Source organism: Neobacillus camarae (genome assembly GCF_054950115.1).
This window is the reverse complement of record NZ_JBUCKX010000002.1, coordinates 1378081-1404374: the sequence shown is the minus strand read 5'-3', so window position 1 is coordinate 1404374 and position 26294 is coordinate 1378081. Positions and strand designations below refer to the sequence as shown.

Sequence of the window (26294 nt, the reverse complement as noted above, 5' to 3'; positions counted from 1 at the left end):
CCAATTTCAAGACCTGCTTTTCCTCTTCTCCATATCCCTAACTTGTTAGTGGCACGTAAGACTTGGTAAGCGGTTTGTTGTTTGCAATTCCTAATACTTCTTTTCTTAGGTCTTCCTTTTCCATACTTAAAAAATGAGTCAAAAGATGATCGATTTCCTCCACTCTATACTCGGTGGTTTTCCCGACGTATATTTTTGGATATATTTGATTGTCTTGAACTTCCTCTTCTTTTAATAACTCTTCATAAAGTTTTTCACCAGGTCTTATTCCCGTAAATTCAATCCCTACTTCTTCTATTGAATTGCCGGATAGTTTAATTAAGTTTCTGGCAAGGTCAACAATCTTAACAGGGTCTCCCATATCCAAGATAAAAATTTCGCCTCCTTTTGCAAGTGCACCAGCCTGAATGACCAGCCTCGAAGCTTCAGGTATTGTCATAAAATAACGAATCATCTCTGGATGGGTTACCGTAACAGGCCCTCCTTTTTCAATCTGCTTCTTAAATAAAGGAATGACACTTCCCCTGCTGCCCAGCACATTACCAAAGCGAACCGCAACAAACTTTGTTTTGCTTGTATGATTCATGGATTGAACAATCATTTCTGCGATTCTTTTGGTTGCCCCCATAACACTCGTTGGATTCACCGCCTTATCAGTCGAAATCATAACGAAGATTTTAACCCCATTCCAACTTGCAGCATTAGCCACATTCATGGTCCCAATTACGTTATTTTTTACTGCTTCTTCAGGATTTCGTTCCATAAGCGGAACATGTTTATGTGCTGCAGCATGATATACAACATCAGGAAGATGGGTACGCATGATTGAATCCATTTTTTGTGCATCTTGAACGTCAGCAATCTCAGTAATGAATTGGGTAGACGCTCCTTTGAGACTTGTTTTTAGTTCCATTTCTATTGAATAAATACTGTTTTCACCGTGGCCTAGAAGGATCAGCTTTTTCGGATGAAACTGGGCAATTTGACGGCAAATTTCCGAACCAATTGACCCCCCGGCACCGGTCACAAGGACGGACTTACCTGATAGATAATTGGAAATAGAAGCAATATCCAAATCAATGGGGTCTCTGCCCAATAAATCCTCTACTTGAACGTCACGGAACTGACTAACTGAAATTCTTCCGGTAACCAAGTCTTCCAGCATTGGAAGAATTTGCGTTTTGGCCGATGTCTTGGCACATTCTTGGAAAATATAATTCAATTCTTTCTTACTTAATGATGGAATTGCGATGACAATATTATCGATATTCATGGATTGAACAACCCCGGCAATCGAATGGACTCCCCCCACCACCGGAATTCCCAATATTTCTAGTTTCTGTTTGTGGATATCATCATCAATAAACCCCACCGGCAAAAGCTCAGCGTCCCGGTTTTTTAACAGCTGCCTAACCAGCATGGTCCCTGCTGAACCGGCACCAACCACGATGGTTCGCTTCTTATCATTCTTTTCTTGTATATAAGTATTACGGTACATCCTCCAGAAAAATCGAGATCCACCAATAAGTGACATATGAAGTAACCAAGTGTCCGCCAAAAGTCTAAAGAAGATTTCACCTAGGTACACTTTCTGTAAAACTGCAGCCACAATAATCGAGCCTGTTACCACTTTGAAAATAATGACTAACTCTCCAATGCTTGCATATTCCCATGCTTTTTTATAAAGTTTTAGATTAATTGAAAAAAGATGGTGGCTAATTAAAATGGTGAAAGATGTGACGATGATAGGCATTGTAAAAACATAAATAGAAGCATTTACTAAGAAAGAGCTGAAAAATATTGCAGTCAAAACAATTACTGAATCGGCTATAAAAAATACTGAAAGTCTCTGACGATAAGTCATATTTTTCCTCCCTAAATTTAAAATTACATTATGTTTAAATCAAAAAAATTAAGGACTTTGATTAAGAGTCCCGAGTCCATATAAGAACTTCTAATCAAAATCTTTAATTGTGGGGCATTTAACCCCTCCTCACATCACACTTTCGACGACTGGCGTCTAAGGCTTTTAAACCCACAGCATGACCGAGTGCCTACATTGATAGCGGTAAGTAGACATCACCAACTTGATTTACCTGATTAGACCTATACAGTCAGGTTCATTTTCTTATTAACGATATATCATAATTTATTGGGCTTATTCTTTATAAAGAACTAAATTGTTTTGTTATTCTTTTTATAGCATATTTTTATTCTATATGAAGAACATTATAAATCTTTTTCTCCAAAAAACAAATTTAAATTTCCTTATTTTAGGTTATTTTTCCTACTCTTTTTACCCAATACTTCAATTTGGTTTATATTCCTCATTTTTTCGTTCTTTAAAAAGAACCTTTAATCATATATAATACCATTAGGCTATCTGTATTTAACTTATAAAATGTACATAAATCATCATTTCCTCTGGTGAAAATTTCTCAGCACACTGTAAATGGCATTTCAATATGAAGGTTTTTCGTGAGCACATAAAAAAGCTAAGGATAACAAAATAATGTAAAATGAGGAGAAGAATATGATCGGAGAACGAATAAAAAGATTACGAGAACATAAGGGGTTCTCTATTACTGAATTGGCAACCCTTGCTAACGTTTCAAAGTCCTACCTAAGTTATATTGAACGGAACTTAAATAAAAATCCGTCGATTCACTTTTTAATGAAGGTTGCCAAACCCTTGGATGTATCAATTGAGTATTTGCTGACTGGAATTGAAGGGGTAGAACCTCAAACAGACATGCAAGATAAAGAGCTCTTGGATAGAGAATGGAAAGGAATTATCGAACAGGCGATTGTAGATGGAATTAACAAAGAAGATTTTAGAGAATATATCAATTATATTAAATTCAAAATCTGGGAAAAAAACCAATAACAACTTAGTCCTATTGAAAGAAATGGATTGACACAACACGCTCCTTGTAGTAATTTTATCCAAATAATCTAATAAATATGATATTCTTATCAAGAGAGGTTGAGGGAAGGGCCCGATGACACCTCAGCAACCTTCAATGGCATTTTCATTGAAAAGGTGCTAAGTCCTGCAAATTACTTGGTGGTTTGCAAGATAAGAAGAATGACAATTGCTGTGATTTCAAAAGTCTTCTTCTTATAAGAAGACTTTTTTTATTGAGTAAAGCTTTAACACCCTATCTCGTTAAAGCCTCGCTTTCATTAAAAATACTTATTGATACTTTCCAAGGAGTGTGCGTCATGTACAAAATTGAAACCAAACTTGCTCAAATCGGCAACCGCAGTGAAACAACAACAGGAACCGTGAATCCGCCAGTATACTTCTCTACTGCCTATCGGCATGAGGGAATTGGGCAGTCATCCGGATTTGATTATATCCGGACAGGAAATCCGACACGCCAGCTTCTTGAAAAAACGATTGCTGACCTTGAAGGCGGCGACCAAGGATTTGCCTGCAGTTCCGGCATGGCCGCCATCCTTACCATCCTGTCTTTATTCCAATCAGGCGACGAATGGATTGTCAGTGAAGATTTATACGGCGGAACCTACCGACTGCTGGAGCAAGGCTTTAAAAAATGGGGCTTAACCAGCCATTATGTGAATACTTGCAGCCCCGAAGAAGTGGAAAAGAAAATTAACGAAAATACCAAAGCGATTTTTCTTGAGACACCTACCAATCCTTTAATGCAGCAGGCTGATATTGCTGCGATTTCACAAATTGCCAATCAGCACGGCATCTTGCTGATTGTTGATAACACGTTCTACACTCCAGTCCTGCAGCAGCCAATTCTGCTTGGTGCAGACATTGTCATCCACAGTGCCACCAAATACTTGGGCGGCCATAATGATGTTTTGGCCGGGCTTGTGGTGGCTAAAGGAAAGGAATTATGTGAAGCTTTAGCGTTCCATCATAATGGCGCAGGAGCCGTGTTAAGCCCATTTGACTCTTGGCTGCTCATGCGCGGCATGAAAACATTGTCGCTTAGAATGAAACAACATGAGAAAAATGCAAAAGCCATCGCCGCATACCTTGGAAGTCATGAAGCCATTGCAGATGTCCTCTACCCTGGGCAAGGCGGAATGCTTTCCTTCCGGCTTAAAGAAGAGACTTGGGTAGACCCATTTTTACAAAGTATCGAGCTGATTACGTTTGCTGAAAGTCTTGGAGGAACAGAAAGCTTTATCACTTATCCGGCTACGCAAACCCATGCCGATATCCCGGAAGAAAAACGAATTGCTTCAGGTGTCGATAACCGCTTGTTACGGTTCTCTGTCGGCATTGAGGATGCAGAAGATTTAATTGGCGACCTTAAACAGGCTTTATCCATATTGACAGAAGGAGTGATAGCATAATGGCTTCCCAAGATTACAGTTTTGAAACCAAACTTTTGCACAACCAGCATAAAATCGATCCAACAACTGGTGCCGTCAGCGTACCCATCCAACACGCGTCGACTTTCCATCAGTTCGATGTTGATAGTTTTGGTAAATATGATTATGCACGCAGTTTAAATCCGACAAGGGAAGCACTGGAAGATGTTATTGCTGAATTGGAGGGCGGAGTGAGAGGCTTTGCTTTTGCATCAGGTATGGCAGCCATTTCTACTGCTTTCCTCCTGCTTTCATCCGGTGACCATATTGTAATTACCGAGGATGTCTACGGCGGAACCTTCCGCATGGTGACACAAGTATTGACCCGCTTCGGTATTGAGCATACGTTTGTCGATATGACCGACCTTGAACAAGTCAGACAGGCCATTCAGCCAAATACAAAAGCGTTTTATGTAGAGACACCGTCCAATCCGTTACTAAAGGTGACTGATATCAGGGCCATCAGCGAAATAGCCAAGGAAGTTGGAGCCCTAACCTTTGTGGATAACACTTTCTTGACTCCCCAGCTGCAAAGGCCTTTGGAGCTCGGAGCGGATATTGTGCTTCACAGTGCCACCAAATTTTTGGCAGGCCATAGTGATGTTCTTGCGGGTTTAGCTGTTGTCAATGATGAGGAACTAGGGAAAAGGCTCTATTCATTGCAAAACGCATTTGGCGCAGTCCTTGGCCCACAAGATGCCTGGCTTGTTCTCAGAGGAATTAAAACTCTTCATGTCCGTCTAGAGCAATCACAGAAATCGGCTTTAAAAATCGCAGAATTTCTGGCTGGACATCCACTAATTGAAAATGTATATTATCCAGGATTAACCAGCCATCCCCAGAATGAATTGCAGGAATCCCAAGCTAGCGGGGCCGGGGCCGTTTTATCTTTCGAACTTAAGGATGAGGCAGCCCTTCGCGAATTTGTCTCAAATGTTGAACTTCCAGTATTTGCGGTCAGCCTGGGTGCGGTAGAATCGATTCTTTCCTATCCGGCCAAAATGTCCCATGCGGCCATGCCCCAAGAAGAGCGGGAAAAGCGCGGTATTAAAAACAGCCTGCTTCGCCTTTCGGTAGGACTTGAAAATCCGGAAGATATCATAAAAGATTTTTCACAAAGCTTAGAAAAGCTTCACCAGAACCTATTTGCCTTCCAACAAGGAGAATAAATGATGAGCTTTCTCGAAAAATTAAAAAATCAGATCCTAATCGGCGACGGAGCCATGGGAACGTTACTATATTCTTACGGTGTAGATTCTTGTTCTGAAGAATTAAATTTATCTCAGCCGGAACAGATCCAAAACATTCACCGGGCTTATATTGATGCAGGGGCTGATGTAGTACAAACCAATACGTATGCAGCCAACTATTTAAAACTGCAGCGATATGGACTGGAGGACTCGGTGAAAGAAATTAACAGTGCCGCAGTCCGGCATGCGAAACTAGCAGCCAGCAATAAAGCCTTTGTTCTCGGGACAATGGGCGGAAATCGGGGTGTGAAGCCCACTGCCATTTCAATGGATGAGATCAAACGAAGCTTTCGTGAACAATTGTATTGTCTGCTCTTGGAAGGGGTCGATGGGTTACTGCTCGAGACCTTTTATGATTTAGAAGAGCTCGAAACGGTACTGACAATCGCCAGAAAAGAGACCAATCTACCAATTGTGGCCCAAGTTTCCCTCCAAGAGCCAGGACTTTTGCAAAACCACACTCCGGTAAATGCGGCCCTGAAACGTTTGGATGAATTGGGGGCCGACGTGGTCGGTCTCAATTGCCGGCTGGGTCCGCATCATATGCTTCAGGCTTTGGAACAAATTGAACTGCCAAAACAGGCCTATCTCTCGGCCTATCCAAATGCCAGCCTGCCCGCCTATACGGATGGCAAGTTCCACTATGAAGGGGACCCAGAATATTTCCGAAAGTCGGCCGCTGAATTTCGCCATCAAGGTGTCCGGCTGCTAGGGGGCTGCTGCGGGACCACCCCAGAACACATTAGGGCGTTCGCTTTGGAGCTAAGAAATAGTCAACCTGTTACCGAAAAAATAATAAAACACCAAACAGAATCCGTTACCGTAATACACCATGAACCAAAACGGGAGTTTATCCCCCTTCAAGAAATTGTGAAGGAAAGGCCCTCCGTTATCGTTGAATTAGATCCGCCGAGAAAGCTGGATACAAGCAAATTTTTCGAGGGAGCAAAAGCCTTAAAAGGGGCCGGAATCGATGCCATCACCATGGCTGACAATTCTCTGGCGCAAGTCAGAATTTCCAATGAATCATTGGGATATTTAGTTAAAAAGGAATTAGGGATAAGGCCGTTGATCCATATTTCCTGCCGTGACCGCAATATTATCGGTCTGCAATCCCATTTGATGGGGCTCCACACTTTAGGAATGCATGATATCCTGGCAATCACCGGAGACCCGGCGAGAGTCGGAGATTTTCCGGGAGCATCCTCCGTTTATGATGTTTCTTCATTTGAGCTTATTCATATGATTAAACAGTTGAACGAGGGCTTATCCTATTCCGGAAAGGACCTTGGCCAAAAAACTGCCTTCAGCATCGCGGCAGCGTTTAATCCAAACGTCCGCTCAGTTGAAAATGCTGTCAAACGGCTTGAAAAAAAAATCGAATACGGTGCCGACTACTTTATCTCCCAGCCAGTCTATTCAGAAGAAAAGCTGATAGAAGTCTATGAAAATACAAAACATTTAAAAGCTCCTATCTATATCGGTTTAATGCCTTTAACTAGCAGCAGAAATGCCGAATTTCTTCATAATGAAGTGCCGGGAATAAAAATTACCGACTCCATCCGGGAACGCATGGCCGAGTTAAAGGATAATCCAGTACAGGCAGCCCGCGAAGGTGTAGCTATTACCAAATCATTAATTGACACAGCACTTGATTTATTCAATGGAATTTATTTAATCACACCATTCTTACGCTATGAGCTTACAGCCGAACTGGCCCATTATGCCCGTCAGCGTGCGCATGAACGGAGGGGAAACAGCTATGTCGAAACCACCATTTACTGAACAGCTGAAAAAGCGGATTCTCGTTATGGATGGGGCCATGGGAACAATGTTGCAGCAAGCAGGACTTTCAGCTGATGACTTTGGCGGAGAGGCCTTTGAAGGCTGTAATGAAAACCTTAATTTAACCGTACCGTCCGTTATTGCGGACATTCACCGTGAATACTTGGAAGCTGGTGCCGATATTATTGAAACCAATACTTTCGGGGCTACCAGCATCGTTTTGGATGAATATCATCTAGGCTATAGAGCTTATGAAATCAATAAACAAGCCGCGTTGATTGCCGTAAAAGAGGCCGAAAACATATCAACCTGGGATTGGCCCCGATATGTAGCGGGTTCCATGGGTCCGACTACGAAAACATTAAGCGTCACTGGCGGAACCACTTTTGATGCACTTGCCGGGTCTTATGAAGAGCAGGCACTCGGTCTGATCGACGGCGGGGTCGATTTGCTTCTGCTCGAAACCAGCCAGGATATGCTGAATGTCAAGGCAGGCTTTACAGGAATTGAGCGGGCCTTTCAAAAAGCCGGAAAAAAACTGCCGCTATATATTTCCGGTACGATTGAACCAATGGGTACGACACTTGCCGGCCAGTCCATTGAAGCCTTTTATATTTCCGTGGAACATATGAACCCGGTCGCAGTCGGCCTCAATTGTGCCACTGGACCCGAATTCATGCAGGATCATATCCGCTCACTAGCCAGTCTATCTGGAACAGCTGTGAGTTGCTACCCCAATGCTGGCTTGCCTGATGAAGAAGGACACTATCACGAAACACCGGAAACTCTCTCGAAAAAACTGGCCGATTTTGCTGCCCATGGCTGGTTGAATATTGTCGGCGGCTGCTGTGGCACCACTCCAGCACATATTAGGGCGATCAGTGAAGCTGTAAAACCGTATCCGCCAAGGGAGTTCCATCACAATTCGCTGCATAAGGTCTCCGGGATTGAACCGTTCATCTACGATGATCCTACACTTCGGCCGATCATGGTTGGCGAACGGACCAATGTCATCGGCTCAAGGAAATTTAAGCGGCTGATTGCCGATGGAAAGTTCGAAGAAGCAGCCGAAGTTGCTAGAGCCCAGGTAAAAGGTGGCGCCCACGTCATTGATATCTGCCTAGCCGACCCGGACCGCGATGAGCTTACCGACATGGAGAATTTTATTAAAGAAGTCGTCAAAAAAGTGAAAGTTCCGCTGGTGATTGATTCCACCGATGACAGGGTGATTGAAAAGGCACTGAAATATTCACAAGGAAAAGCGATTATTAACTCGATTAACCTGGAAGATGGCGAAGACCGGTTTCAAGCTGTCGTGCCGTTAATCCACCGGTACGGGGCTGCTGTGGTGGTCGGAACCATTGATGAAAAAGGCATGGGTGTCACTGCCGAAAAAAAACTGGAGATTGCCAAACGTTCTTACGACCTGTTAGTTAATAAGTACAAGCTAAAGCCTGAGGATCTCATCTTTGACCCGTTAGTGTTCCCTGTCGGTACAGGAGACGAACAATATATTGGTTCAGCTCAGGCTACAGTTGATGGGATTCGACTAATCAAAGAACAGCTTCCTGGGGTTCAAACGATTTTGGGAATCAGTAATGTTTCCTTTGGCCTGCCGCCGGTTGGGAGAGAAATATTAAACTCTGTCTTCCTTTATCATTGCACACAAGCCGGGCTCGATTATGCCATCGTGAACACAGAAAAGCTGGAGCGGTTTGCTTCCATTTCCAAGGAAGAAATCGAATTAGCTGAAAACTTGTTATTTCACACCACAGATGAGACTCTAGCAGTTTTCACTGATTTTTATCGCGATAAAAAGAAGGAAGCCAAAGCGACTGTTGTGAATTTAAGCTTGGAAGAACGTCTGGCTTATTATGTTGTGGAAGGAACGAAAGAAGGTTTGATTCCTGACTTGGATCAGGCCCTGGCCTCCTACGCTGACCCGCTTGATATTATTAATGGACCGCTAATGGACGGGATGAAGGAAGTCGGCCGACTGTTTAATGACAACCAGCTGATTGTCGCGGAGGTTTTGCAAAGTGCGGAAGTCATGAAAGCATCGGTTTCACATTTGGAGCCTCATATGGAGAAAGGCGATACGGCTTCCATCAAAGGAAAAGTTTTGCTGGCTACCGTTAAGGGAGATGTCCACGACATCGGGAAAAACCTCGTTGACATCATCCTTAGCAACAACGGTTTCCAGGTACATGACCTGGGGATTAAGGTTACTTCCTCAGAATTAATCAAAGCGATTCGTGAAGAGCAGCCGGATATGGTTGGCTTGTCAGGACTGCTTGTCAAATCAGCCCAACAAATGCTTTTAACAGCGCAGGATATGAAAGAAGCCGGAATTTCCCTGCCAATTTTAGTGGGAGGGGCCGCTCTCTCCCGGAAATTTACCGATACAAAAATCGCCAAAGAATATGATGGACTCGTGCTATATGCCAAGGATGCCATGGCTGGGTTATCTCTGGCCAATCAGCTCCAGTCCCCTGAAGATCAGCAGAAGCTGCTGCAGGAGAAACAGGAAAAGCTTGCTGCCGCTGAGGTGCCAAGAGACTTACCAAGCCGTACTTCCAGCTCAGTAGCCGTGAAGGTAAAGCCAGCTGTTTCCACTCAGGTGCCTGTGTTTGTTCCCAAAGACACGAAACGGCACGTATTAACAACTTATACGCTTGCGCATATTGAGCCCTATATCAATATGCAAATGCTCTTGGGCCATCACCTGGGGGTGAAAGGGAAAATCAATAAGCTGATTGAGGAAAAGGATGAAAAGGCATTAAAGGTCAAAGAAGTCGTTGACCAGTTAATTAAAGAAGCCAGTGCCAGCCAATGGATCGTACCGAAGGCAGTCTATCAGTTTTTCCCTGCCCAATCTGATGGAAATAAAGTATATATTTACGCCCCGGAAAATCACGAACAGGTGTTGGAGACGTTTGAATTCCCACGGCAAGAATCGGAACCATATCTTTGTTTAGCAGACTATTTAAAGTCTGTTGGCAGCGGTGAGATGGATTATGTCGGCTTCTTTACCGTAACCGCTGGCCGGGGTATCCGGGAAAAAGCGGATGAATTTAAAAGCCAAGGGAGATTTTTAGAAAGTCATGCGCTCCAATCTTTGGCCCTTGAGAGTGCCGAAGGATTTGCCGAGCTAATCCATCGGCAGATCCGCGATCGTTGGGGCTTTCCGGACCCGATTGATTTTACAATGCAGGAGCGTTTTGCCGCCCATTATCAAGGGCAGCGCTATTCTTTTGGCTATCCGGCCTGTCCTGATTTGGAGGACCAAAAGAAGCTATTTAAGCTGCTTGCGCCTGAGGAAATCGGTGTTCAATTGACTGAAGGCTGTATGATGGAACCGGAGGCATCTGTATCTGCCATGGTATTTGCCCATCCGGAGGCAAGGTATTTTAACGTCATGAGATAGTCATATATCCAAAAAGCCGCTAAGGTTATGTGGACCTTAGCGGCTTTTTGGCTGTTATTGATGGCACTGATTGCTTACGGCCTATATATTTTCGTTTACCACCTATTTTTGTGCATTTACGACCTATTATTAATCCTTTACGACCTATTTCCGTGCACTTACAACCTATTTTTTACTTTTATTGGAATTACCTTTTCTTTAGATTCCTAGATTAACAACCCATCTACTATTTGTGAACATTTCTTGACATTTTTTGATTATTGTCTTATAGTTACCTAGGTAACTATTTTATTATAATCGGAGAAATCTTATGATTAGCCACGAATTATTCCATACCCTTCACCAGCTTTCACGTCATCTCACCAATAAACTCAATGAAGCACTGAAACCAGCTGGCTTATACGGTTCCCAATGGGCCGTTATTTTTGTATTAAAAAAGAAAGGCTCTCTCACTCAAAAAGAGCTTTGCCAATACCTCTCTGTCGAGGCTCCACCCATGACACGGACCATTCAGCGTCTGGTGAAACAAGGATATGTAAGCCAAATCCCCGGTCACGATAAACGGGAAAAGCATATTCAATTGACAGAGGAGGCCCTGGTCCATTATCCGGACTGGGAACAGATTGTAACAGAAGTAAATGAATCCATGCTTAGCGGCTTGCCGGAGTCCTTTCAAAAGGAGCTTTTGCGGTTGCAGAAAACTTGGTTAGAACAATTAGTTTGAAGGAGTGCATCGAATGAACAAACCAAAATTATGGACGAAGGATTTTATCAGCATCTCATCCAGTAACTTTTTTGTATTTTTGACATTTTATATTTTGTTGGTCACACTGCCTAGCTATGCATTAGATGAATTACACAGCAGTGCATCACAAGCAGGCTTAATGACCACCATCTTCCTGTTGTCTGCCATCATTTCACGTCCGCTGGCCGGACAATGGCTTGAACGCGCTGGCAATAAAAAAGTGCTTATGACAGCCTTAATTCTTTTTGCCGCAGCATCGCCGCTTTATTTTATTCCTGACAATGTAGTCGGATTTCTAGTTATCCGGCTGCTCCACGGAGTTGGTTTTGGGATGGCCACAACGGCCGTCGGGGCTATTGTAGCCGATATCATACCAGCATCCCGTCGTGGAGAAGGAATGGGTTACTTTGTTTTATCTACGAATATGGCAATGGTCTTAGGACCATTTGTCGGGCTTATGACCATTCAGCACTGGGGACCAAAAATGGTATTTATTCTTAGCGTTATCGTGGCTTTCGGCTCATTGCTTGCCGGATTAAGCGTCAAAGTGCAGAAACCTGAGGAACCAAGCAAAATTGAGGTGCTTTCAAGTTTTTCATTTCGCGGACTTTTTGAAGCATCAGCTGTTCCAATTGCCATTGTCGGCAGCTTTTTTGCCATCGTCTATTCCGCTCTTCTTTCGTTTGTATCCATCTATGCCATTGAGATACACGTAGAAGAAGTATCCAGCCTTTTCTTTGTTGTTTATGCAGTCATACTGTTAATGTCAAGGCCATTTACCGGAAAATGGCTTGATCAATATGGCCCTAACGTGATTAGCTATCCGTGTATTTTTCTGTTTGCCATCGGCATGTTTGTGTTAAGTCAGAGCACTGGCCAAGTGATGTTTTTAGTCTCAGCCGGATTGATTGGTTTAGGGTGGGGAACCTTATTCCCAACCTTTCAAACCATCGCCATCCAAAATGCCGAGCCTAGGAAAAGAGGTTTGGCAACAGCCACCTTTTTGTCCATTTATGACATCGGCGTGGCATTAGGCTCCTTTTTGGTCGGCGTTATCGCTGCCCATATGGACTATAGCTCATTGTATTTCTTATTTGCCTTTTATGTACTGATTGGGGTCATCCTTTTCTACTTCCTTCATACCAAGAGAAAAGAGGGGGTAAAATCCCGTACCGAGCAGGCATCAAAGGTACAAGAAGTTTAATCTTTTACTTTTAATCTCCTTTAAATGGTATATAATGGTTTGGAAGACCATTTAAAGGAGTGTTAGAAATGGCAAAATCACAAGCCAAAAAGCTTCGCGAAAAACTTGCCCGCGAAGGAAAAATGAACCCGGAAGAAAGAAGAAGCCCCTTTGTTTTCGCGGACATGCGGACCAGAACCACGAAAACCAAAAAGGGACATTTATGCAGGCCAAAACACAAGAACCACCAATTCCAAGATGGAAATGATGGTTCTTTTTATTTTGTCCATAATGTTAGTTGTTTGATAAAACTTCGCCTCTCCCGATACAATCCCTGTGCTTCCTCAAGTGAAACCGGAGAAAACCGGATGACGGAATTGGGGGCGGCTTGAGCAAGCAATGGTATGTCCACCGAAATGACCGTTCCGATTCTAGTATAGCCTCCGGTTGTTTGCCGGTCGGCCATCAAAATAATTGGCTGGCCGCTAGCCGGGACTTGAATGCCGCCAAGCGGTATTGGGTCTGAGATGATATCCGGTCCATCCACATGCTCTAGCCTTGGCCCTGTTAGTTGGTAACCCATTCTGTTGGATTTTGTTGTAACCACATAGTCTTCATTAAAAAACCGTCCCAGGCTCTGTTCCGTAAACATATTTTGGTGTGGGCCAAGTATAATTCTTATATCCAGCCAATTTTTATAGGAAGGAATCTGCATGGGATGCAGTGCTTTGAGAGGTTTCCTTATGATCGGATTTCCTTGAATGATATCTTTTTTTTGCAAGGCACGCCCTTCGTATCCTCCAAATTTTCCATTTAAGAAAGTAGATTTACTGTTCATTACCACTGGAACATCAATTCCCCCTCCTATTGCGAGGTAAGCTCGTGCTCCCCGTTTGCAGGTACCAAAGGATAGGGTTTGACCTTTTCGCCATAAAAAACTCTTCCACATTGATACGTCGCTTCCATCCACTGTAACCGAAAACTCCCCACCGCAAACAGCCGCCTCCAGGTCGGTGCAAGCCAGCAATTCCGGTCCAATTAAGGAAACCTCCAGCACGGCTTCACCTGGTAAATTTCCGACAAGGATATTGGAGATTTGCATGGAGTACGGGTCCATTGCTCCCGATGGGCTGATGCCATACTGCTGGCAGCCAAAGCGACCCAAGTCCTGGACAGTGGTTTGCAGACCTGGTTTAATTACTTTAAAAAGAGGTTGTCTCATTGGTCCCGCCAGCTTTTTCTGAGAGAGATATTTTCTTGCCGAAATGCTTGTTTCAGTTGTTTCACGAATTCAACTGTCTGTGGTTCATCGCCGTGCACACAAATGGTATCAGCTTTGATTGGAATATCGGTTCCATCTACCGCTTCCACTTTGCCTTCTTTAATCATACGAATGACTCTTTGAATGGCCAGCTTGGGGTCATGAATCATCGCATTCTTTTCTTTCCTTGATGTGAGAGTACCATCCGGCTGGTAGGTGCGGTCGGCAAACACTTCCTCGGCAACCAACAGGCCATTCGCTTGACCCGCCTTTACCAATTGGCTCCCCGCCAATCCATAAAGAACCAAAGAGAAATCTGTGTCACGGATCGCTTGTGCAATCGATTCAGCTATGGCTGGGTCCTTTGCTGCCATGTTGTATAAAGCTCCGTGAGGCTTTACATGGGACAGTCCGATGCCGCTTGCTTTACAAACAGCGGATAACGCCCCAATCTGATAAACTGTTAAATGATAGATTTCCCGGGGTGAGAGATTCATTTCCCGCCGGCCAAAACCCGCCAGGTCGGGAAAGCCGGGATGCGCACCAACCCTGACACCTGATTCCTTTGCAAGAAGGACGGTTTCGAACATCACATTATAGTCACCCGCGTGATAGCCGCAGGCCACATTTGCACTTGAAATATGGGCTAATACCTCCCGATCATTGCCAATCTTATAAGCTCCAAAACTCTCTCCAAGATCGCTATTCAAATCAATGACATTCATCTTGCTTCCACCTTTTGATATGTTGTGACATTATATTTTTTATCATCTGCCAACTGCTTGATTCTGTAAAACTCCGTTTCAGTAATTGGAACAAATTTAAGAAAGTTCCCAGCCGAAAGTAAAACCGGCGGCGAACTCTCCATATCAAACAATTTAATTGGGGTTCTTCCAAGGATTCTCCACCCCGACGGGACTCCGGAAGGATAGATGCCCGTTTGGCTGCCTCCAATTCCCACAGAACCTGGCAGAACATTGAGCCTTGGGTGCGTTAATCTTGGAACGGCAAGCTCAGCCGGCAGACCTCCAAGATACGGAAACCCTGGGACAAAACCCATCATGTAGATTAGATATTCCTGACTTGAGTGGAGCCGGATCACTTCCGCTTCGCTTAATCCGGTGTAACTAGCGATATATGACAAATCAGGACCTGCCTCGCCACCGTAATAAACAGGTATCTCATATACCTTTGAAGTTAAAGCAACCGGTTGATGGTTTTGTTCATATGTTTTTGTCAGCTTCGAAACCAGCGTATGATAACCAATTATTTCGGGACGATAATAAATGGCAACATTTGTATAGGCTGGTACCCATTCGATAATGCCTTGGATCTTTTCGACTCTAAGACGGGAAATAAACTCCTGGATTTCCCTATGTATATCCACACTAATTTTATCACCGAAAGTAACTCTTACTCCCATATCTCCTAGCGGCTCTAATCGAATCATCCTCATCACCTCTTCTTAACGTATCTGTTATGGGATAAGATTTCAACCGTTTTTTTTTCGTCTCCTGAAATTTTTGATTTAAGCAATATATTTTACTTTCAAAAATGGTTGGCTAATAATATTAGTGTTAGACATTCATTTGGGAGGTTATTAGCATGTATGATGTAGTAATTGTTGGCGCCGGTCCTGCCGGTGCAAGCGCGGCTATTTTTACAGCGAAGGCTGGAAAACAAACATTAGTTATCGATAATGACAAGAGTGTGACAAAACGGGCCTGGATTGAAAACCATTATGGGGTAAAAGAAGTCACTGGTCCTGATCTTGTTCAAACCGGTAAAGACCAAGCTGCAAAATTTGGTGCAGAAATTGTTCAAGCAACGGTTACGAATATTACAAAAACTGAAAGCGGATTAAAAATTGAAACCGAACAAGCTGCCTACGAGGCAAAGCATGTGGTGATTGCTACTGGCATGTTGGCTGACTTGGCTGAAAAAGCTGGATTAAACACGAAGCCTGGCACCGAGCCAAGGGTAAAAACCATTCTTGACGTTGATGCCAGCGGTAAAACGAATGTGGAAGGCGTCTGGGCAGCCGGAACCATTGCCGGTGTCAGCATGCATACCATTATTACTGCCGGAGACGGTGCAAAAGTTGCCATTAACCTGATCAGTGAATTAAATGGCGAACGATACGTAGACCACGATATTTTAAAAGCATAACTTTGATTATAAGAACTAGGTCCATTAAACGGGCCTGGTTTTTTTATATCTTTCCACATCCGGTAGTTCCCCGTTCTAATACATTAACAGTCTTTCTTTTCGGCAGACTCTCAAAATCTTAAATTTCAAATTGACATTTTTTGGTCCCACCCATTAAACTGAATGAGCCTGGTATCCTATTTTCCTTAAAGGAGAATGTTAATGACGAAAGAAACGAGTCTAAAACCTGTAGTCGCCGGATTATTATTAGCGATATTAATGTCTGCCATGGACAATACGATTGTGGCCACGGCAATGCCGACGATTGTGGCTGATTTAGGGGGGTTTGACAAGTTTATATGGGTAACCTCGGCCTACATGGTCGCCGTTATGGCCGGCATGCCGATTTTCGGCAAGCTGTCCGATATGTATGGCCGAAAACGTTTTTTTATCTTTGGATTGATTGTCTTTCTTGCTGGCTCGGCGCTTTGCGGAATTGCCCAGACCATTGTTCAGTTAAGCATTTATCGGGCCATTCAAGGGATTGGCGGCGGGGCGTTAATGCCCATCGCATTTACCATCGTCTTCGATGTTTTTCCTCCTGAAAATCGCGGGAAAATGATAGGACTTTTGGGTGCCGTATTTGGCTCTTCCAGTATCCTTGGCCCGCTGCTTGGTGCTTATATTACGGACTATATGAGCTGGCACTGGATTTTTTATGTGAATGTGCCAATTGGAATACTCTCCATCTTTTTGATTGTCAGGTATTATCATGAATCCATGGAGCACTCGAAACAAAGGGTTGACTGGCTTGGGGCCATCACACTGGTCATTTCTGTTGTCAGCCTGATGTTCGCACTAGAACTTGGCGGGAAAGAGTACGATTGGGATTCTGTCCAAATTATCGGCCTGTTCATCAGCTTCTTTGTGTTTTTTATCTGCTTCTTCGCTGCTGAATTAAAAGCTACCGAACCGATCCTGCCTCTGTGGCTGTTTAAAAAACGGTTATTTGCCGCCTCACAAATACTGGCCTTTTTATATGGAGGAACATTTATTATCCTAACTGTATTTATCCCCATATTTGTTCAGGCGGTATATGGCGGGACAGCCAAAAATTCCGGATTAATTTTAACACCCATGATGCTTGGTTCTGTTGCCGGCAGTTCAATCGGCGGAATTTTTATGACTAAGACATCTTACCGGAACCTTATGGTTCTCTCGATTGTTTCTTATATTGCCGGCATGTACTTGCTTGGGATAATGGATGTCAATACAGCACGCTGGCTGCTTACCCTTTATATGGTTTTGGTAGGCTTTGGGGTTGGGTTTTCTTTTTCTCTCCTGCCAACGGCTTCGAATCACAACCTAGAACCCCAATATCGTGGTACGGCAAATTCCACCAATTCGTTTCTGCGTTCGTTTGGAATGACGCTGGGAGTGACCATTTTCGGGACAATACAGGGGAATCGGTTTACTGCCGAATTAAAAGAAGCTTTTAAGGGAATGCAAGGGGGAGGTAATTTTTCTGTCGGTGACCCGAGAGAAATCTTTCAAGCTGAGGAACGGTCAAAGATACCGGGGTTTGTATTGGATAAAATCATTCATGCCATGTCGGATTCCATTACCTATACTTTTATGCTTACCTTAATACCCATTGCCTTGATAGCTATTACCATATTTTTCATGGGTAATGCACGTGTTCCCGCAGCTCCAAAAACAGATGACCATCATCATTCAAGCACTGGTGCCCAGTGAGGCCCAGTGCTTTTTTTATTTTTAATGCAAAGAGTTTAAACCTGAATGTCATTTCCGGCATCCACAATGTGAAAAATGAGGTGGGCCAAATGGTGAACCGGTCCGTATGCCTCGTCTTCCTCTTCTGAATCCTCATCAAAATTCATGTCTTGTAAAAACAGGGCCATGAATTCATAAAAGTCACTTAGCTGATAGGCATAGCAGCCTGCAGGGTCCTCATTGCCTTCCACATAATGAAGCATCATATAGGAAATCGTCCCATCTTCATCGGCACCATCGAAAAACACAAATAGGCCAATATTGGTATCCAGTTCAAATAGATGCCTGGTACCACCTTCGGTTGCTTTTTCGAAGTCCTCCTCGCTCAGCTTTTGGACCTGCATCGTATCGACATTGTCTTCTTGATGAAAACTTACTACAAATGATTGCATTTTGTCCTCCTTAATCCTTTGCCATAATAATGTTAGTGTTCCCTATAAAGCCCAAAATCAATTCTCCTTGTCCTTGGGATCTTCCTGATAATGTTCATTTAAATAGGGATTTTCCGTGGAGGCAAAGCTGACGGACAGCAGGCTCATTTCCGGGTCTAGGCCGTACAGTCCTTTCTCCATTTTATCTGCCGAATGGCCGCTTTGAAATTGCGGCTCTTTTCCGGTCCCATTCATCTAAATCACCCCATTTATCATGTATTATGCACAAAAAAAATCCCTGACATGAATCAGGGATTTTTCTATCATACTGGAGGGAGAATAGGAACATTTGCACCTTGAGTTGCAAGAAATAGCGCTAGTACTGAAATAGTGTATACAATGACTGCATACTTTTTCATGTGGAATACCTCCTAAGTAATTTTATGTAAATATTTGACTGCTGCAAAAGCCATTCCCTTCTGGGTATAGTGCTCTGCTAGCATTTTATAAAATTTAATTAAATAATCCTTATATTCCTTGATTTCTTCAAAGTAAGGAATTACTTTTGATTCTAAATACTTTATTGCCTTGTCTTGTGAATTTATATTTAGCAGATAAAACTCAGACAGTAAATGGAATTTTCTTATCTTAAGTTCCTTAGAATGTAAATTAACTTTTTGAAAACAGGTTATAGCCTGATCTACTTTTTCGTTATAATAATGCAGTTCACCCATAGAGTAAAGCGTGGCTAAATAATGTTCATTAACTTCACTCTGTAAAGCAATACTCTTCTCATAGTAGTAAAGCGCTTCTTTATACTTGTTTAATTTACTTTGCAAGTGCCCCATATTATTATAAATTTGCGGAAGCAACTTTTCTTCTTTTAATATTTCGGCATTGCGAATCGAATGCCTATAGCATTCCAGTGCCTCTTCATAGATATATGAATGAGTGTAGCTAATGCCGAGAAGAATTAAAGTATGAAGAACCCTAATAAAATTGTACTGATTAGAATAAATCTCCAATGCCATTTTGCCAAAGTGGATGGCATGGCTTGATTCGTCCAGTGACATTTTTACAAGCGCACGGTGGTAAAGGAATTCACCACTTAGTGATTCATAATGAAATTCATTATAAAGACTTTCTAATAATTCATCAGCTTCCTTATATTGGTTTCTCAATATTAAAAATACCGCATTATAGTAATGAAATAAATACTCTTCATATTGGGAAAAATTTTTCTTTTGTTTATATAATAGGTCTTTTTGAGGTTCGGCTTCAGTTAGAAAACCTTTAAATAATAAATACCTATATTTATATAATTCATATGTATAGATATATTGTGAGAATGGAATAATATGCTCCATTTCTTGAAGTTTATGATAGATCTCATCTATTTCACCAATCAAGAAATAATTAATCTTATCACTAAACTGTCCTAAGAGAGCCTGAATTTCTCCCTCTTTTTCTTCTATTTCTTCAAGGCTGACTTGCAGCCTGTCAAGCAACAGTGCAATGGTATCTTTGTTGGCTTCTTTTGAGTTGTTTTCAATTTTACTTAGATGCGGAACCGAGCAAATCCCTTTAGCAAGCTCCGCTTGTGTGATTCCCTTTTGTGTTCGATAGTATTTGATCAGGGCTCCAAATTCCATTTTGACCACCAGGCTTGCCTTTCTTTATTTTTCCTTATTTTACTACAAAAAAGCGATTAATACACTGATAATTTTTAAAATAACAAATCTTTGTGGGGTCGCTGATTTCCAATCACTTATATTGGGAAATTTTTTAAATTCTTGCCACTTAAGACTATATTTTTTAAAAAAATGAGAAAAAATAACGATTGAAATTGCAGGTTAAAAAAAACCAACCTATTCAAGGCTGGTACTCTAGAAATATTTCTTTTTCCAAAACACATATCCCGTTATAGAAGACAGAATGCCGCAAATCAGCAGGGCAATCAGGAACGCATGGGGACTATGCTGAAATGGCAGTTCCACATTCATCCCGTACAAACTGAATACCATTGTCGGGAACGATAGAATGATAGTAATGGAGGTTAAGAATTTCATGACAATGTTCAAGTTATTGGAAACAATGGAGGCGAAAGCATTCATCATTCCGGTTAAAATGGTATGATAGGTTTCAGCCATCTCAATGGCCTGCGTTTTCTCAATGATAACGTCCTCTAATAAATCCTTGTCTTCCTCATACATTTTCAAATAGTTGAAACGCAAAATTTTATCCAAAACAACCTTATTAGATTTTAAAGAGGTCGTAAAATAGACCAAGCTCTTTTCTAAAGATAGAAAAGCGTAAAGATCCTTATTTTTCAATGATTGATGAACCACGCGTTCAATATCATTTGTTTTCTTATTAATTTGTTTCAAATAACGGAGATAGTAGGACGAGATGACAAATAAAAGCTGCAATGCGAAGCGCGTCTTTTTAAACGTATAAAATTCTTTTACTCGGTTTTTCCTAAACTCGTCAATAATCGGTGAATCTTTTAAAGATACCGTAATAATGTTGTCATCCGTTAGAATAATGCCAATTGGTATCGTTTCATAAACTTCCAATCCGTTTTCATCGTGGACGATATATGGGAAGTCGACGATAATATAGACCCTGCCTTCATCTCGTTCAATCCTCGGACGTTCTTCATCATCCAGCGCGTCTTTTATGATGTCAATATCCACTTGGGCATCCGATGATACCCGTGCAATTTCCTCCACTGTCGGCGCATACATATTCACCCAGCAGCCTTTAGAAATCACATCCACTTTTTCCAAAACCCTAGTTTCGGTACTATTAAAAATTTCCAGCATGCAAAAACCTCCTCACTTACTTTGTTTGAGGAAGCCAATTACCTCTTAGAGTTAATATTATTGTAGAAACCAACTCCATCAATTGAAAGAAACGATTGACTTCCCCTTGACTGCTGGGGTCCGGGTCCATAGAGTAACTCAACAATATCAACTCCTTTTTCACTTTTTTATCCATACTAATCATAAACCCTTATATCCGAAAGTACAAATCAGTTTTTTTTGGAAATTATTTTTCTTCTGGAAAATAAGGGTTCAGATGGATTAAAACCTCACGAATATTATCGTTCTGGTCCATAAGTTTCCGCTTAATCGTTCTCGCGAGGTCATGTCCTTGCTTTATGGTTTTAAAGTGATCAATCGCAATCCGCAGGTCGACGAGAATGTAATGGCCATGTTCCCTTGCACGAATCCGGTCGATTCGTTTCACTTCGGGAAATTCGTTTATAACAGCAATATATTCCTGAATCTTCTCCGTGCTAATATTCCGTTCCAATAAAATATCAAATGCCTCTGTTAACATATCTTTTGCTATCCTAAAAATCAGATATGCGACAAAAATGCTCGCTGCTCTGTCTCCGTACATTAAGATTCCAATATTCAGACGTTCGCCTGCAATCGATAAAATGACCCCAGTACCGGCAGCAATCGAAGCGACGATATCTGCTTTATGGTCAAACGCTATCGCTTCAATCGCCTTACTGTTATTTTGTTCCGCGACTTTTAATGAACTTCGATACAAAATCACCTTGGTCACATACGAAAAAACCGCCACCCACATCGCGAGAATGCTCGGGGATTCGGCGTCTTTAAAAAATCCAAGCATTCCCTCGTACGCAACATAGATAGAAACCAAGAAAAGCATGATACCTACAATGCCCGAAACAATGACTTCTGCTTTGCCGTGTCCGTATGGATGTTCTTTGTCCGCAGGCTTGTTGGCGATTTTAATGACCAAAAGGACGATGACCGATGCAAACACATCGGCCGCTGAGTGAATTCCATCGGCAAAAACAGCATCACTGTTTCCGTACCGTCCAATGATGACTTTTCCTAGTGTAAGAATGACATTGCTAATGACGCTAATCCAGGCAATTTTTTTTGCCAGTGCCTCTCTCGTTCCCATATTGACCACCTTTGTGTTAAACTCCCTTACTCTTCATTCCCTTGTTTTTCCTGTTTTAACCTTTCAACTTCCTCATCCACGGAAATCCGGTTAATTTGGTCATGGAGGAAGTGAAAGGCCTGGTCTAATTGTTTTCTGGATAGGAAATTTTTTTTGCGATTCATCATTTCATCAACCTTTCAAAGAAAGTTTTTAGAGTAATCCTAAAGGAAATAGAAAAAAATAGCCATGAATCATATTAAAAAAGGAGTGGTTCATTTGACCAAAAAGAATCAACAAAATAGTTCAGAAATTGCCGGACGTGTATTTCGTGAAAATGATTATGAAAAAGGGGACTCCGTATCTTCCGGCCTTGCCACTACCCATGAACAGGCAATGGACGCCTATATGGAAGGGGAAATTGGCGGTGTCATGGAAGACGTGGCCGGCAAAGATATTCCCCTTGGGCAGAACGATTCCAAATAGCCAATCAAAATCAGAGAAAACAGCTTTCTTGGTTGAAAGCTGTTTTCTTTTTTTACAACCTAGGGTCTTTGGTCAATTCTGTTTGGATCGTGAGGTTCTATATAATTGTCATCATCTTCTACATACGGTTCATGTTCAAAAGCGGGCAGATCGCCGAAGATGGTCATGGTTCCTTCTTCATCAAGTGCCTCTTCATATCGTTCATGCTGTGAATTCGGATAAACCGTAATATTTTTTCCATACATATCGGTACCAACAAAATTCTCATAGTCCTCTACATAGCCTTCGTTTTCTTCTGCTTCCGTCGAGACATCATTGTAATGGTCCTTGGGATATAAAAAGTCGGAGGGAGATTCACTTGTCCCCCATTGTGAAACGACTTGCCATGCATCCTCTGCGTCAAAGGCCACGTTCTCATCCTGTTCATCCATATCAAATTTGCCAAACGGCGGCATTAATACCCCTTCTTCAATCGGGCGTTCACGGGAAATGACTTTGTCAGGACTATGTTCAATACAATGCGTGGTGTTTGGGAGGGCCTTAAGCCGCTCCAATGGAATGTCCTTCCCGCAAACGGCACATTGACCGTATGTCCCGTTCTCCATCGCAGCCAAAGCTCGTTCCACATTTTTCAGCTGCAGTTCATAATGTTCCTTTAAGGCAATGTCTTTTTCCCTTTCATACAGCTCTGTGCCTTCGTCGGCAGGGTGGTTGTCGTAACTGGACAATTCCCCCACTGATTCATGAGCATGCCCTCTTTCCAATTGAAAAAAATCATTCTGTTCAAGACGGTCTTCTATATCATTTTTTTCCTGCAATAATTGTATCCGCAAATCGGCTAACTGCTCAGTCGTTAACATTTTGCATACCCCTTTCATTTAGAAAAGCGCGGTTCGGAATGTATGTTGTTTTTTATATAGTTCTTTTATATTGTCATTGTTTTTACGGTTGAATATGTACCAAAGTGATGCTTCAAAAAGTGGGAGTTTTTCCCGTTATCGTCAAACCAATTCCAGTATTCACCTTTATTATTCTGAATAAGTTAAGTTTGTCCGTGTATCTTAAAAATAAAATACAATAAGAAATGGGGGGATCAATTTGGTAAATGAAAACTTTGATAAGTTTAGAAAAGTTCAACAAAAGCATGAATCAGCGTATTTAGGAACAGACCATGAACAGAAGCGCGGAGTAAATGATAGAGACTATAATAACCAAAGCAACACTGATAAATCAATTGGTGCCACTGGAAGGGACCTGTAGTGGTACAAGGGTTGGGGGAAAGCCTCAACCCTTTTTGACGAAAAAGCTACTCAAAAAGGAGAATATCAATGGGTAATTCAAAGACCGGGGGACATGAGGATAAATTAAAGTGGTGGCAGCTTTCTTTATTTGGCGTGGGCTGCACCATTGGCACAGGTTTTTTTCTTGGCTCCAGTTTAGCGATTAAGATGGCGGGGCCAGCCATTTTGATTGGCTATATGATTGCCGCCTTGGGTACTTATTTTGTGTTCGATGCTCTTTCCAAAATGACGGCCAAGGAACCTCTTGAGGGCGGCTTTAGATCCTATGCCAAAAAGGCTTATGGGAAATGGGCCGGATTTAGCAGCGGCTGGGTTTATTGGTGTTCCGAGGTGTTGATTATGGGAAGCCAAATGACGGCCCTATCCATTTTTTCACGGTTTTGGTTTCCAAAGGTGCCTCTTTGGCTGTTTGCGGGTTGTTATGCAATCCTTGGGCTAGCAATAGTTTTGATCGGGGTAGGGGTTTTAAACAAAATCGAGAATATTTTGGCCGTTTTAAAAATATCCGCGATCGTCATGTTCATTGTTATTGCGGCACTGGCCATTTTTGGTGTAATCGATGGCGACCGTCCAATCCGGTACCCGGATGAAACAAAGGACTTTTTTCCAGGGAATTTTTCGGGATTATGGTCCGCCGTCCTGTTTGCCTTCTATGCGTTTGGGGGAATTGAGATTCTTGGTTTGATGGCAAAAAATCTAAAGGATCCGAAAGAAGCGCCGAAAGCAGGGAAATTTATGCTGTTTACCCTAATGGTATTATACGCCCTCTCCATCGGACTGGCTGTAACCATGGTTCCATGGAAAGATTTTTCGACGAAGGAAAGTCCGTTCGTAATTGCCTTGGATGCCTATCATCTAGCTTTCGTGCCTCATTTTTTTAATGCGGCTTTAATTATTGCGGGCTTTTCAACGATGACCGCTTCCCTTTATGGGGTCACCAGTGTGCTCGTCACCCTGGCAAAAGAAGGAGATGCACCGGCAAGCTGTGCAAAAAAAGGAAAACTAAAGGTCCCATGGCCCACACTTTTGATTACCATGGCAGGCATTGCGGCATCGGTGTTGGCGGCTCTATTGATGCCTAACCGGATATACGAATATATCACAACCGCAGCCGGACTCATGCTGCTCTATAATTGGATATTTATATTGGCATCTTCAAGAAAAATCTTGGATTTACAAACCAAAGATAAAATCAAATATATCATCGGAGTCATCTTCATTCTTATCGCCGTCAGCGGCACCCTGTTCCACGACACGAGCCGGCCCGGTTTCTTCATCAGCATGGCCTTCATTGCTGTCATCGGCCTCATCACACTAATGATGAGAGTAAAATGGAAAAAAGCAGAAAACAAAAAAAGAAAAAGCATCCTTAAACCATGGCCAACCGCCTAACGCATTACCGTATTAACGCAGCGGGGGCCTGTCCCCCAGCGCTTTAAAGCGCTGAGGGACAGGCCCCTTATTCACCTTTGAAGTTAGGCTTTCGTTTATCTTTGAAGGCGTTTAGGGCTTCGATGCGGTCTTTGGTGGGGATGATGACTTCGTAAGCTTTGGATTCGATGGCAAGGCCGGTCTTGATGTCGACGTTGCTGCCAAATTGGATGGCATATTTGGCCTGGGTTACTGCTAGTGGTGCATTCCGGGTGATTTCCTGGGCTAAATCAATGGCTGCCTTCATTAATTCTTCCCGCTCCACCACCTTGTTTAAAATCCCAAGTTCATAGGCCTGATAGGCGCCAATTTTTCTTGCGGTAAAGATTAATTCTTTTGCCTTGGATGTTCCGATTAATCGACTAAGACGCTGGGTTCCTCCCGCTCCCGGGATGATGCCCCAACTGACCTCTGTTAATCCCATTACAGCCTCCTTAACAGCTATCCGAAAATCGCAGACAAGCGCAAGCTCCAGCCCGCCTCCCAGTGCATAGCCATTGATGGCCGCGATGGTTGGCTGCGGCAGTTCTTCAATCATGGTGAAGATGTCCCGTATCAAGTTGACATTTCTCCGTACACCCTTTTCGTCCAGTGTTCCTCGTTCCTTTAAATCAGCACCCGCACTAAATGCCTTTTCTCCAGCTCCGGTAATTATAACGGCCCGGATTTCTTTATCAAACTTCAAACTGTCGACAATATCTCTAAGCTGTGTGAGGCTCTCCAAATCAAAACAATTCAGCTGCTCCGGCCGGTTAATCGTAATCACGGCAAACGGATCATCCAATGTTAACTTTACTTTGCTCATATTCTCCCTCCTTAATGGATATGG

At 42.6% G+C, this 26294-nt stretch carries 24 protein-coding genes and 1 riboswitch; of the genes, 12 read left to right on the top strand and 12 right to left on the bottom strand.

Annotation, left to right across the window (positions count from 1 at the left end; translation table 11 throughout):
• Nucleotides 1-37: 37 nt before the first annotated feature.
• A complete protein-coding gene (locus tag ACY8D0_RS14325; RefSeq protein ID WP_462411172.1) occupies nt 38-1864 on the bottom strand; it encodes a polysaccharide biosynthesis protein in 1827 nt (608 codons plus the stop codon).
• Between the two features lie 669 nt (nt 1865-2533).
• Here ACY8D0_RS14325 and ACY8D0_RS14320 point away from each other — a divergent pair.
• From ACY8D0_RS14320 to ACY8D0_RS14290, 7 genes are all read left to right on the top strand, one after another.
• On the top strand, nt 2534-2887 hold the full coding sequence (locus ACY8D0_RS14320) for a helix-turn-helix domain-containing protein (protein WP_462411171.1): 354 nt from the start codon (nt 2534-2536) through the stop codon (nt 2885-2887).
• A gap of 83 nt (nt 2888-2970) precedes the next feature.
• Nucleotides 2971-3086, top strand: a riboswitch (SAM riboswitch).
• Nucleotides 3087-3225: 139 nt separating this feature from the next.
• The gene (locus ACY8D0_RS14315; protein ID WP_462411170.1) at nt 3226-4338 is read left to right on the top strand and encodes a methionine biosynthesis PLP-dependent protein; all 1113 of its coding nucleotides are present in this window, start codon (nt 3226-3228) and stop codon (nt 4336-4338) included.
• The gene (gene metC, locus ACY8D0_RS14310) at nt 4338-5525 is read left to right on the top strand and encodes a cystathionine beta-lyase (protein WP_462411169.1); all 1188 of its coding nucleotides are present in this window, start codon (nt 4338-4340) and stop codon (nt 5523-5525) included. Before ACY8D0_RS14315 ends, metC begins: the two co-directional genes overlap by 1 nt.
• A 3-nt stretch (nt 5526-5528) precedes the next feature.
• Nucleotides 5529-7391: a bifunctional homocysteine S-methyltransferase/methylenetetrahydrofolate reductase gene (locus ACY8D0_RS14305; protein WP_462411370.1), complete on the top strand. Its 1863-nt coding sequence runs from the start codon at nt 5529-5531 to the stop codon at nt 7389-7391.
• The gene (metH, locus tag ACY8D0_RS14300) at nt 7369-10818 is read left to right on the top strand and encodes a methionine synthase (RefSeq protein ID WP_462411168.1); all 3450 of its coding nucleotides are present in this window, start codon (nt 7369-7371) and stop codon (nt 10816-10818) included. Before ACY8D0_RS14305 ends, metH begins: the two co-directional genes overlap by 23 nt.
• Before the next feature lie 310 nt (nt 10819-11128).
• Nucleotides 11129-11542, top strand: coding sequence for a MarR family winged helix-turn-helix transcriptional regulator (locus tag ACY8D0_RS14295; RefSeq protein ID WP_462411167.1), 414 nt, complete (start codon nt 11129-11131; stop codon nt 11540-11542).
• Between the two features lie 13 nt (nt 11543-11555).
• Nucleotides 11556-12767 carry an MFS transporter gene (locus tag ACY8D0_RS14290; RefSeq protein ID WP_462411166.1) on the top strand — a complete coding sequence of 404 codons (1212 nt, stop codon included), beginning with the start codon at nt 11556-11558 and terminating at the stop codon, nt 12765-12767.
• Between the two features lie 256 nt (nt 12768-13023).
• Here ACY8D0_RS14290 and ACY8D0_RS14285 read toward each other — a convergent pair whose 3' ends face one another.
• Genes ACY8D0_RS14285 through pxpB form a run of 3 tightly spaced genes read right to left on the bottom strand, consistent with a single transcriptional unit; the run spans nt 13024 to nt 15457 of the window.
• Nucleotides 13024-13968 carry a 5-oxoprolinase subunit C family protein gene (locus ACY8D0_RS14285; RefSeq protein WP_462411165.1) on the bottom strand — a complete coding sequence of 315 codons (945 nt, stop codon included), beginning with the start codon at nt 13966-13968 and terminating at the stop codon, nt 13024-13026.
• On the bottom strand, nt 13965-14732 hold the full coding sequence (locus tag ACY8D0_RS14280) for a LamB/YcsF family protein (RefSeq protein WP_462411164.1): 768 nt from the start codon (nt 14730-14732) through the stop codon (nt 13965-13967). The genes ACY8D0_RS14285 and ACY8D0_RS14280 overlap by 4 nt, the downstream gene beginning before the upstream one ends.
• Complete coding sequence (pxpB, locus tag ACY8D0_RS14275) at nt 14729-15457, bottom strand: 5-oxoprolinase subunit PxpB (protein ID WP_462411163.1); 729 nt, start codon at nt 15455-15457, stop codon at nt 14729-14731. Before pxpB ends, ACY8D0_RS14280 begins: the two co-directional genes overlap by 4 nt.
• A 155-nt stretch (nt 15458-15612) precedes the next feature.
• Between pxpB and ACY8D0_RS14270 the strand changes: the two genes are divergently transcribed.
• Both ACY8D0_RS14270 and ACY8D0_RS14265 read left to right on the top strand, forming a co-directional pair.
• On the top strand, nt 15613-16176 hold the full coding sequence (locus ACY8D0_RS14270; RefSeq protein WP_462411162.1) for an FAD-dependent oxidoreductase: 564 nt from the start codon (nt 15613-15615) through the stop codon (nt 16174-16176).
• A gap of 195 nt (nt 16177-16371) precedes the next feature.
• Nucleotides 16372-17910, top strand: coding sequence for an MDR family MFS transporter (locus ACY8D0_RS14265; RefSeq protein ID WP_462411161.1), 1539 nt, complete (start codon nt 16372-16374; stop codon nt 17908-17910).
• Between the two features lie 35 nt (nt 17911-17945).
• Here the strand turns inward: ACY8D0_RS14265 and ACY8D0_RS14260 are convergent, their stop codons facing one another.
• The 6 genes from ACY8D0_RS14260 to ACY8D0_RS14235 all read right to left on the bottom strand — a co-directional run bounded on the left by ACY8D0_RS14260 (nt 17946) and on the right by ACY8D0_RS14235 (nt 22435).
• Complete coding sequence (locus ACY8D0_RS14260; protein WP_462411160.1) at nt 17946-18341, bottom strand: cytosolic protein; 396 nt, start codon at nt 18339-18341, stop codon at nt 17946-17948.
• Between the two features lie 57 nt (nt 18342-18398).
• The gene (locus tag ACY8D0_RS14255; RefSeq protein WP_462411159.1) at nt 18399-18575 is read right to left on the bottom strand and encodes a hypothetical protein; all 177 of its coding nucleotides are present in this window, start codon (nt 18573-18575) and stop codon (nt 18399-18401) included.
• 176 nt (nt 18576-18751) lie between these two features.
• Nucleotides 18752-19972: a helix-turn-helix domain-containing protein gene (locus ACY8D0_RS14250; RefSeq protein WP_462411158.1), complete on the bottom strand. Its 1221-nt coding sequence runs from the start codon at nt 19970-19972 to the stop codon at nt 18752-18754.
• Nucleotides 19973-20206: 234 nt separating this feature from the next.
• A complete protein-coding gene (locus ACY8D0_RS14245) occupies nt 20207-21145 on the bottom strand; it encodes a magnesium transporter CorA family protein (RefSeq protein ID WP_462411157.1) in 939 nt (312 codons plus the stop codon).
• Nucleotides 21146-21371: 226 nt separating this feature from the next.
• Nucleotides 21372-22268: a cation diffusion facilitator family transporter gene (locus ACY8D0_RS14240; protein ID WP_462411156.1), complete on the bottom strand. Its 897-nt coding sequence runs from the start codon at nt 22266-22268 to the stop codon at nt 21372-21374.
• A gap of 26 nt (nt 22269-22294) precedes the next feature.
• A complete protein-coding gene (locus ACY8D0_RS14235; RefSeq protein ID WP_462411155.1) occupies nt 22295-22435 on the bottom strand; it encodes a hypothetical protein in 141 nt (46 codons plus the stop codon).
• 91 nt (nt 22436-22526) lie between these two features.
• Here ACY8D0_RS14235 and ACY8D0_RS14230 point away from each other — a divergent pair, with 91 nt between their 5' ends.
• Nucleotides 22527-22733 carry a YozQ family protein gene (locus ACY8D0_RS14230; protein ID WP_462411154.1) on the top strand — a complete coding sequence of 69 codons (207 nt, stop codon included), beginning with the start codon at nt 22527-22529 and terminating at the stop codon, nt 22731-22733.
• A gap of 59 nt (nt 22734-22792) precedes the next feature.
• Here the strand turns inward: ACY8D0_RS14230 and ACY8D0_RS14225 are convergent, their stop codons facing one another.
• On the bottom strand, nt 22793-23593 hold the full coding sequence (locus tag ACY8D0_RS14225; RefSeq protein ID WP_462411153.1) for a TraR/DksA C4-type zinc finger protein: 801 nt from the start codon (nt 23591-23593) through the stop codon (nt 22793-22795).
• A gap of 238 nt (nt 23594-23831) precedes the next feature.
• Between ACY8D0_RS14225 and ACY8D0_RS14220 the strand changes: the two genes are divergently transcribed.
• Nucleotides 23832-23993, top strand: a complete 162-nt coding sequence (locus ACY8D0_RS14220) for a hypothetical protein (RefSeq protein ID WP_462411152.1) — start codon at nt 23832-23834, stop codon at nt 23991-23993.
• Between the two features lie 68 nt (nt 23994-24061).
• Entirely contained in the window at nt 24062-25426 is a 1365-nt protein-coding gene (locus ACY8D0_RS14215; RefSeq protein WP_462411151.1) for an amino acid permease, read from the top strand.
• 67 nt (nt 25427-25493) lie between these two features.
• Here the strand turns inward: ACY8D0_RS14215 and ACY8D0_RS14210 are convergent, their stop codons facing one another.
• Nucleotides 25494-26270, bottom strand: a complete 777-nt coding sequence (locus ACY8D0_RS14210) for an enoyl-CoA hydratase-related protein (protein ID WP_462411150.1) — start codon at nt 26268-26270, stop codon at nt 25494-25496.
• Nucleotides 26271-26294 lie beyond the last annotated feature (24 nt).